The following is a 9,015-nucleotide window of genomic DNA, read 5'->3' as shown; positions in this document are numbered from 1 at the left end:
GCCCTGGCCCGGGGGCTGCTGAGCGGCCCGCGCGTACTCGTCCTGGACGAGACGACGGCGCATCTGGACCACCGGGGCGACGAAGAACTGTCCCGGGCGCTCGCGGCCGACTCCGCCACCCGGACGACCCTGGTGATCGCCCACCGCCCGGCCACGGTCCGCAGGGCCGACCGGATCGCGGTCCTGGACGGCGGGCGCATCGTCGAGGAGGGCACCTGGGACGAGCTGATCCGGGCGGGCGGGCCGTTGACCCGCCTCTTCGCCCGCGAGGAGAGGCCTTAGGGATGCCCTGTCGGTCAGGTCCGGATCAGGGAAGGGGCTGCTCCGCCCAGATGATCTTCCCCCGGGAGGTGTAGCGCGTGCCCCACCGATGGGCGAGCTGTGCGACGAGGAACAGCCCGCGCCCGCCCTCGTCCGTCGTCCTGGCGTGCCGCAGCCGCGGCGAGGTGTTGCTGGCGTCGGACACCTCGCAGGTCAGCGACGCCTGGAACAGCAGCCGCAGCCGTACCGGCCCCACCGCGTACCGGATCGCGTTGGTCACCAGCTCGCTGACGATCAGCTCCGTCGTCATCGACAGGTCCGCGAGCCCCCATGCCTCCAGCTGGCGGGAGACCTTGGCCCGCGTCTCGCCGACCGCCGCGGGGTCCACGGGCACGTCCCACGAGGCCAGGTGCTCGGGGCTCAGGCGATGTGTCCGGGCGAGGATCAGCGCGATGTCGTCCGGCTGCGGTACGGGCAGCAGTTCCTTGACCACCGCCGGACACAGGTCCTCCAGCGGCATCCCGCCCCGGGACACCGCCCGGCCGAGCCGGTCCATGCCGCGTTCGAGGTCCTTGTCGGGCCCTTCGATGAGCCCGTCGGTGTAGAGGCCGAGGAGGCTTCCTTCGGGCAGCTCGATCTCCAGGGACTCGAAGGGCAGCCCGCCGAGTCCCAGGGGCGGCCCGGCGGGCAGGTCCGGGAAGCTGACCGTGTTGTCCGGAGTGACGACCACCGGCGGCGGGTGACCGGCCCGCGCCATGGTGCAGGAGCCGTTCGCCGGATCGTAGACGGCGTACAGGCAGGTGGCTCCCACCACCGTCGTGCCGCCCCGCTCCGCCGGTCCCCCCGCGCGCTCCTCCTCGCTGAGCCGCAGGACGAGATCGTCCAGGCGTGCCAGCAGTTCGTCCGGGGGAAGGTCCATGTCGGCCAGCGTCTGTACGGCTGTGCGCAGCCGGCCCATGGTCGCGGCGGCCCCGATGCCGTGCCCGACGACATCGCCGATGACCAGGCCGACCCGGGCTCCGGACAGCGGGATCACGTCGAACCAGTCACCGCCGACCCCGTCCTTCGCGTCCGCCGGAAGGTAGGACGACGCCAGGTCCAGCGCCGTGCCGCCGCGCAGCGTGTGCGGCAGCAGGCTCCGCTGGAGCACCAGCGCCGCGGTGTGCTCCCGGGTGTAACGGCGGGCGTTGTCCACGCACACGGCGGCACGCGCCACCAGCTCCCGGGCGGGCGCCACGTCGTCCTCGTCGAACGGCACCGGATTCCGCGACCGCATGAAGGTGGTCAGCCCCAGCACGGTGTCGCGCGCCCGCATCGGCACGGAGATCAGCGAGTGCAGCCCGAACTCCCGGAGCCGGGCGGCCCGCGCGGGCTGCTCCACCGCCCACCCGTGGCTGTCCGGGTCGAGCACCGGGAGCAGGACCGGGTCGCCGTCCAGGAGGAAGTGCGCGTCGTGCGGCGGAGGTACGAAGCCGACCGTCTCCCCGAGCCGTACGACCGCCTCCGGGCAGCCCTCCCGCACCGAGCTCAAACCCGCCCTGCGCATGGCCGGCCGCTCGCCCTCGGCCGGCGCTGTCGCCCCCGGCCGGTCGCCGCCGAACGGGGTCTCCAACAGGTCGACGAAGACGAAGTCCGCGAACCGGGGCACCGCGAAGTCGGCGAGCTCCTGCGCCGTGCGCTGTACGTCCAGGGTGCTGCCGATACTCGCTCCGGCCTCGTTCACCAGCGCCAGCAGCCGGCGTGCGTTCCACCGGTCGGTGACGTCGAGGACCATGCAGCCGATGCCGATCCGCCGGTCCCCGGCGTCGGCCAGCGGGAAGAAGGAGCTCGCGAACGCCCGCCGACGGTGCGGATCGGCCCAGCTCCAGCCCAGGTACTCGTAGTCCGTGATCGCCTCGCCGGTCGACAGGACCTGCCGCATCAGCCGTTCGATGGACGTCGCCAGCGCTCCGGGCAGCACCTCGCTCGGCCGGCGTCCCAGGCGCTGCTCCCGGGGCACGCCGCCGAACCGTTCCAGGGTGTCGTTCAGCCAGAGGTAGCGCAGGTCGGGGTCGAGCACCGCCATGCCGACCGGCGACCGGGCCAGGAAGCGGTCGACCACGGGTCCGCTCATCGACCAGCGCGGGGTGAGGCGCCGCCCGGAGACCAGGAAGCCCTCCCGCCCGGCGATCAGGAACGAGGCGGTGGCCCGTACGTCGATGTCCAGCGACCTGCCGTCCCGGCTCCACAGGGGAACCAGCCCTCTCCACCCCGAACCGGCCCGGCAGCGGGCGACCACCTCGGCCGTCCGCCGGGCTCCTCGGGGGTCCGCCAGCAACAGCGCGGCGGACCGGCCGATCACCTCGGCCGCCGGATACCCGAGCAGCGCCTCGGCCCCGCGGGTCCAGCCGATGACCGTGCCGTCCCCGGCGATCACGGCCGCCGCGTCGTCGGTCATGCGCGCGGCTTCCCACCCGTCCCCGGAGGGCGGCGGGCCGGGCTCCGCCGGGGAGCCCTCATCGGCGGACGCCATCGCACCTCACCACCCTCTGTAGGTTTCCATGGTCGCGCGTCGTCCCGGAGCCCGCCCGGCGCGAGGCCGGGGCGGGCTGTCCCTCGTTCGGCGGCGTGACGGAGCGGGCCGCGTCCGCGTTGGAGGGGGTGACAAGCGGCCGCTTGTCCACCTGCCCCCGCGCTGGACCCGTGTGGGTGGACGGCTCCGGCTCCGACAGGAGGGCCGGAGCCGTTTCCATGTCCGGGTCAGTGGTGGAAGCACATCTCGCGCATACGCACCCACGGTCCCAGCCAGGCGCCGAACGGGACGGGGACGCACCACCCGCGGGTGGGCGGCGCCCCGGCCCCCGGCGGTGCGGGCGAGGGAGCCACCGGGGACGGCACCACGGACGGCGGGACCGTCGGGGGCGCCGTCGGGTCCGACGGAGCGGGAGCCGGCGTCGGGGTCGCGCCGGGCGAGGCCGGCGCGGCCATCTCGGTCAGCATCGTCCGGTACACCTCCGAGGACCGCGGATTGCTCCCGCACTGCCAGACGCCGTGCGGGCAGTAGTCCGTGACCGTCTGGTAGAGCGGCTCGTGCCGGTCGATCCACTCCAGCATCCGCCGCATGTACTCGGGGTTGTCGCCGTTGCGGAAGAGACCCCACTCCGGGAACGAGATGGGCTTGCCGTGTTCCGCGGCGAAGTCGACGTGCTTCTGGAGCCCGTACGGGTCGGTGATCTGGTCGTCGAAGGTCTCGCCGGGAGGCTGGTCGTAGGAGTCCATCCCGATGATGTCGACGACGTCGTCGCCCGGGTAGCACTCGGTCCACGGCACCGCGTCGCGCCCCCGGCTCGGCGTGAAGTCGAAGCGGAAGTCCTGACCGGGCACCGCGCGCATCGCCGTGACGATCCGTTCCCAGTACGCCTTCCAGGACGCGGGATCGGGACCGCACCGATGTGTGTACGTGGTGCCGTTCATCTCCCAGCCGAGCACGATCACGGTATCGGGAACGCCCAGCCCCACCAGGCGCTCCGCGAGCCGCGTGAAGTGCTGGTCGTATTCCCCCGCCGCGCCCGCCCGGAGCAGGCCGCGGACCTCGTCGTCCGGAACCCGCTCCTCGTTGCGCTCCAGCATCGGTACGTTCAGGACGAACATCCGATCCGGGTCCGCCTGTCTCCAGTCCGCCCAGGCTTCGAGGAAATCGGGCGCCCCCTCGATGTTCACCCACAGATCACCCGGCAGGTACGTGTGTCCCACCCGCAGCTCCGCCCCTCCGAGCCACCGCGACAGTCCGGCCATCCTGCGGACCCCGGCGGGCCCGTAGTCCAGATACGCACCGTGCGCCGTGCTGCTCCCCGCCCCCGGTGGGCCGGGGGCGGCGCCGTCGACGGAGTCGGTGCCCGGCGGCGACTGACCCGCGATGCCGCCACCCGCCAGGAGGCTGAGAGCAGCCGCCGCGATGCACGAAACGAAGAGACGGCGCTTAGCCGGCATTGCTCCTCCTGGCTGCGGTGAATTCCGGCCTGTTCGGCCTGATAGGGAGAGAGTCGCATCATCGTGCACCGGGGGCATGCGCAGGAGCCCATTTATCCTGTTCGGTGGTGCGGGCGCGCCGTTCAGGTGAATGCGGGGCCGAACGTGAAGGGCAGCGAGCCGACGCGGTTGTCGAAATTCGAGTCGACCAGTTCCGGTTCTCCCAGATTCCGCATGACAGGGCGAAGGCTGATCAGTTCCCGGAACAGGGCCGTCATTTCGAGGCGGGCCAGATGGGCCCCCAAACAGTGGTGCGGGCCTCCGCCGCCGTATCCCAGATGGGGATTCGGCGACCGGGTGATGTCGAAGCGATCCGGATGGGTGAAAACCGTCTCGTCACGATTGGCGGACGCGTAAACGAGCGCGACTTTCTCCCCCGGGAGGAACGTACGGCCGCCCAGCGCGCATTCTGCGGTGACCGTCCTGCGGAACTGGATGATCGGCGTCGAATGCCGCACGATCTCGTCGACGGCGCCGCCGATGTGGCGGTCGAAGTCGGACCGCAGCAGCTCCCGCTGCTCCGGATGCCGGTCGAGCAGGAACAGCCCGTGCGCGATGGCGTTGCGGGTCGTCTCCACCCCGGCCACCAGCAGCAGCGAGAAGAAGGCCCCGAGCTGCTGCCCGGACAGTGCCTCGCCGTCGATGTCCGCGCTGACGAGAGCCGAGACGAGGTCGTCCTCGGGGTGACGGCGCCGATCCCGGGCGAGCCGCCCCATGACGATCCGCATCCGGGCCAGCGATGCCAGCCCGCGACCGGGAATCCGCAGCCGGGCCCGGCCCCGGCGCTCGACGCCGACGTGCTCCGAGGCGTGGTCGATCTGCTCCGCGATCCGCGCCCGGTACGCCTTCGGAACGCCCATCAGGTCGCAGATCACCTCCAGCGGCAGCCGCGAGGCCGCCGACGGCATGAAGTCCCGGGGGCGCTCGGCGATCAGCTCGCCCACCAGCCGCCCGGCGAGCCTGCCGATGTTCTCCTCGACGTCCGCCAGCAGCCGGGGAGTGAACCGCCGCGAGATGATCCGGCGCAGCGCCGCGTGCTCGGGCCCGTCCATGTTGACCATCGAGTTCCCGAACAGCGCCTTCGCCCAGCCGGCCGGCTCCGGGGTGGTGACCCCCGGAGCGCTCGCGAACACCTGGGGCGTGCGGCTCGCGGTCCGCACGTCGGCATGGCGCACCAGGGCGTGGAACGGCTTGCCGGCGGTGCGTGCGGCACCGGCCCGGGGAGTGAACAGGACCGGCGCGTCCAGCTCCCGCAGCAGGGCGAAGGCCCTGTGTCTCTCGGGGCGCGGCAGCCGCCAGAAGGCCGGGTCGGCCAGGTCGACGTCCGCCGCGCGCAGTACACGGTCCCCGGACAGCTGGTACGGAACGGTCATGCCCATCACCTCCACGGTTCGCCAGGCCATGGTCCGGCCCACCGGCCGCGAGGAGCCTCATCGACGCGGCCCGCCGCCCCCGATGACCCCGCACCCTCACGCGTTTGACGGAACGGAACCACCGCCTGTGCGCCGTACGCCGCACGCACGAGAACTGTTTCGCCCCCGCCTCGTTGTCAACATCGCCATCAGAAGCACCTCGGACGAGTTAACGAATCTATGAGGCGAGTCAACGAGAGGCAGGTAGTCATCTCATGAGCCCCACCCCCGCGAAACCGAGCGGCACCCGCATCCCCTCCCGCCGGATCGTCCTGCGCGGAGCCTTCACCGCCGCGGTGGTCACGGGCACAGCGGGCGCCCTGCTCCCGCTGCTCGACCGTGAGCAGGCCGCCGCGGCCCGTCCCGCACCGGCGCCCCAGGCGCCCGGATCCCGCCCCGTGCCCGGCCCCGTGTCCACGACGGAAGAGTTCGCCGAGATGTACCGGGGCCGGGAGATCCGGGGGGCGACGAAAGCCGTCCCCGCCGCCTCGGACGACGACCGCGTGATGGTCGCCGCCGAACCGGGCACCGAGATCCGCATCGACGGCAGGCCCCTGCACGTCATGAGGCGGGCGGACGGCACCTATCTGAGCGACGTCCGGCACTACGAGTCGTACCCGACGCTGCTGGAGACGGCCCGTGCCGCCGTCGACGAGCTCGGTGCCGCCCAACTCGCGCACCCCGCCGCGCACCGCATGTGAACCAGGAGGACCAGCACCGGTGTACACCCGCAAGAACCAGCGCGACCTCACGCGCACCGAGAAGCGCCGGCTCGTCGACGCGATCCTGAAACTGAAGCGCTCGGGCCGCTACGACGACTTCGTCGTCATGCACCGGGAGTACTACGTCATGGACACCGAGAGGCGACCGCGCCCGGCGCACATGACGTCCTCGTTCTTCCCCTGGCACCGCCAGTACCTGCTGGAGTTCGAGAAGGCGCTCCAAGGCGTCGACGCGGGCGTCAGCGTCCCGTACTGGGACTGGACCCAGGACGACAGCCCGACCTCCTCGCTCTGGGCGGAGGACTTCCTCGGCGGCAACGGCAGGCCCGGCGACCGCCGGGTCACCACCGGAGCGTTCGCCTACGACACAGGCAACTGGAGCGTCGGCAGGGGCGTCACCGACGAGCGCTACCTCACCCGCAACTTCGGCAGGCCCGGCCGCAACCCGGTCTCCCTCCCCACCCGGAACGATGTGGCGCGGGCGCTCAAGGACCCCGTCTACGACACGGAGCCCTGGAACAGCGTCTGCACCGAGGGCTTCCGCAACCGCATCGAGGGATGGGGGATCAGGGGCGTGCGCACGGTGGGCCTCCACAACCGGGTCCACCAGTGGGTCGGCGGTCCGATGGCGGGCGCGGCCTCCCCCGAGGACCCGGTCTTCTGGCTCCACCACTCCTTCATCGACCTGCTGTGGGACCGGTGGCGCAAGGCCCACCCGAAGTCCGCCTACCTGCCGGGCCGCAAGCCCGCCTCGCCCGGCCCGGACCGCGACTACGTCTTCGGCCTCGACGAGGCGATGCCTCCCTGGGGCGTGACCCCGAGGAAACTCCTCGACCACAGCAAGATCTACCGCTACGCCTGAGCCCGGAACGGGGAACGGCCGGCCCCCTCCGGGAGGAGGGGACCGGCCGTTCCGGTACTACGGGGGATCAGCGGCCGTAGCCGTAGCCGCCGTTGTCGTGGTGACCACCGTCGGCGTTGACGCAGGTGTTACCGAAGGCAGGGTTCAGCAGGCCGATCACGTCGATCGTGTTGCCGCAGAGGTTCACCGGCACGTGCACGGGGACCTGGACCACGTTGCCCGAACCGACGCCGGGGGAGGCGGCGGCGAGGCCCTGCGCGCCGGCGTCCGCGGACGCCATGCCGGCGCCGCCGGCGATCAGGGCGCCGGTGCCGGCCATGACAGCGGCAACCTTCGTCATACGAGACATTCAGAACTCCTTGTAAAGAAGGGGGTGTGCTGCGGACGCGAGGCCCGCACCCCCTGACAACGCGGGAGACGCCGGACGGTAACGGATCTGCTCACAGGTGATATCTCCGATGCCGCTGTCCGGCGTACGCCAGGCGCGCGTCAGCGCCCGATCACCGGCAACCCCGTGAGCCGCTCGTGCCAGTCCCGCGCCGCCGGGAACCGTGCCTTCACGGTCTCCACCGCCCGCTCCCGTACGGCCACCTGCGACTCGCGCAACCGCAGCAGCGGCTCCAGGCCCGGCCGGGCCAGCAGCAGCCGCTGGTTGACCACCGGCACCGGCTGCCAGTGGTTCTTGTAACTCTCCGCACCGCGCAGCAGACTCAGCACCTCGTGCCCGCTGTCCGCAGCCTGCTGGGCGACCTCGCGCAGCAGCAGCGTCGACACATCGACCTTCCGTCTGCGCAGCGCCGGATCCGCACCGTACAGATAGCCGCCCGTCAGCCGCCCGGACTGCAACGACAGGTTGGACGCCACCACCTCGCCGTTCAGCCGGAACTCGGTCATGGCCGCCGTACCGTCCCCCACCATCCGTCCCACCGACCGGATCAGATGGTCCGAGAACCGCGCCCGGAGATGCTCGGGGTTGACCGCCCGGCCCTCCCACTGCCGCTCGTGCAGCCGCAGCAACGTGGCGATCGCGGCGGGCACCCCGTCCCTCGGGATCCGGAGTGCCTCGACGCCCAGGGCGTCGACCTTGCGCAGCTTGGAGCGCAGCCGCTGACCCCGCGAGCCCGTCAGCCGCGCCACGGCGTCGCCCAGCGGCTCGGCCGGCAGTTCCATGCACGTCGAGTCCGTGAGCCGGCTCCGGGCCCCGGCCCACCGTCCGAACAGCAACTGCGCCGACGCGTCCGGCCTGACCTCCCGCAGGTCCACCACGGTGTGCCGGGCCGCCCGGTCCAGACCGCGCCCCAGCGCCCCCACCGCGCACCCGGCCTCCTCCTCGTCCAGCAGGATGTCGAAGAAGTCGGAGACCGCCCCGCCCATCGGGACCAGCAGCGGCATCGGACGGTGTACCAGCATCAGCGGCGCCGCCCCGACCAGCCGCCCCGCCCGACGGACCAGCAGCACCCGCAGCCGGCCCTCCTGGCCGTAGGAGATCCACCACGAGTGCAGCCAGGCGTGGCTCTGGAACGGGGTCGCGGTGGCGCAGCGACGGTGCAGCGCGTCCCACTCCCCGGCGAGCGCGCCGAACTCCGCGAAGTCCCGGCACAGGGTCACGACGAGGCCGCCCGCCCGCTGCCCCGTCATCGGACGAGCTCCCGGTCGTCCTGGGCGACGTTGCCGCCCTCGGCCGTCGGACCGGGAACCCGCGCCGAGACGCGCCGGCCCGCCCCGCGCGGCCGGACCAGCAGCACGAGGC

Annotated in this window: 7 protein-coding genes and 1 pseudogene; 3 read left to right on the top strand and 5 right to left on the bottom strand. The window is 72.3% G+C overall.

Going from position 1 to position 9,015, the window contains the following annotated elements; translation table 11 throughout:
• Positions 1 to 282: pseudogene (locus CR470_RS32720) on the top strand (ABC transporter ATP-binding protein); the annotation flags it as partial.
• A gap of 25 nt (positions 283 to 307) precedes the next feature.
• Here CR470_RS32720 and CR470_RS32715 read toward each other — a convergent pair.
• From CR470_RS32715 to CR470_RS32705, 3 genes are all read right to left on the bottom strand, one after another.
• The gene (locus CR470_RS32715; RefSeq protein ID WP_097871089.1) at positions 308 to 2,773 is read right to left on the bottom strand and encodes a SpoIIE family protein phosphatase; all 2,466 of its coding nucleotides are present in this window, start codon (positions 2,771 to 2,773) and stop codon (positions 308 to 310) included.
• Between the two features lie 227 nt (positions 2,774 to 3,000).
• Positions 3,001 to 4,230, bottom strand: a complete 1,230-nt coding sequence (locus CR470_RS32710; RefSeq protein WP_097871088.1) for a glycoside hydrolase family 26 protein — start codon at positions 4,228 to 4,230, stop codon at positions 3,001 to 3,003.
• Positions 4,231 to 4,352: 122 nt separating this feature from the next.
• On the bottom strand, positions 4,353 to 5,642 hold the full coding sequence (locus tag CR470_RS32705; protein WP_097871090.1) for a cytochrome P450: 1,290 nt from the start codon (positions 5,640 to 5,642) through the stop codon (positions 4,353 to 4,355).
• 254 nt (positions 5,643 to 5,896) lie between these two features.
• Between CR470_RS32705 and CR470_RS32700 the strand changes: the two genes are divergently transcribed.
• A complete protein-coding gene (locus CR470_RS32700; RefSeq protein WP_097871087.1) occupies positions 5,897 to 6,382 on the top strand; it encodes a tyrosinase family oxidase copper chaperone in 486 nt (161 codons plus the stop codon).
• Between the two features lie 19 nt (positions 6,383 to 6,401).
• The gene (locus CR470_RS32695) at positions 6,402 to 7,265 is read left to right on the top strand and encodes a tyrosinase family protein (RefSeq protein WP_097871086.1); all 864 of its coding nucleotides are present in this window, start codon (positions 6,402 to 6,404) and stop codon (positions 7,263 to 7,265) included.
• Between the two features lie 67 nt (positions 7,266 to 7,332).
• Here the strand turns inward: CR470_RS32695 and CR470_RS32690 are convergent, their stop codons facing one another.
• A complete protein-coding gene (locus CR470_RS32690; RefSeq protein WP_097871085.1) occupies positions 7,333 to 7,614 on the bottom strand; it encodes a chaplin in 282 nt (93 codons plus the stop codon).
• 140 nt (positions 7,615 to 7,754) lie between these two features.
• The gene (locus CR470_RS32685) at positions 7,755 to 8,903 is read right to left on the bottom strand and encodes a GNAT family N-acetyltransferase (protein ID WP_097871084.1); all 1,149 of its coding nucleotides are present in this window, start codon (positions 8,901 to 8,903) and stop codon (positions 7,755 to 7,757) included.
• Positions 8,904 to 9,015: the final 112 nt, after the last annotated feature.

The sequence above is a fragment of the Streptomyces sp. rh34 genome (assembly GCF_002551245.1).
GTDB lineage: Bacteria > Actinomycetota > Actinomycetes > Streptomycetales > Streptomycetaceae > Streptomyces.
Note: the sequence above shows the minus strand (reverse complement) of the source record. Positions and strands in the feature narration are given on the sequence as shown.

Bases quoted from the DNA above. Each gene is read 5' to 3' on its own strand.
- CR470_RS32710 (WP_097871088.1), bottom strand. From the start codon at position 4,230: ATGCCGGCTAAGCGCCGTCTCTTCGTTTCGTGCATCGCGGCGGCTGCT.
- CR470_RS32690 (WP_097871085.1), bottom strand. From the start codon at position 7,614: ATGTCTCGTATGACGAAGGTTGCCGCTGTCATGGCCGGCACCGGCGCC.
- CR470_RS32685 (WP_097871084.1), bottom strand. From the start codon at position 8,903: ATGACGGGGCAGCGGGCGGGCGGCCTCGTCGTGACCCTGTGCCGGGAC.
- CR470_RS32705 (WP_097871090.1), bottom strand. From the start codon at position 5,642: ATGACCGTTCCGTACCAGCTGTCCGGGGACCGTGTACTGCGCGCGGCG.
- CR470_RS32715 (WP_097871089.1), bottom strand. From the start codon at position 2,773: ATGGCGTCCGCCGATGAGGGCTCCCCGGCGGAGCCCGGCCCGCCGCCC.
- CR470_RS32700 (WP_097871087.1), top strand. From the start codon at position 5,897: ATGAGCCCCACCCCCGCGAAACCGAGCGGCACCCGCATCCCCTCCCGC.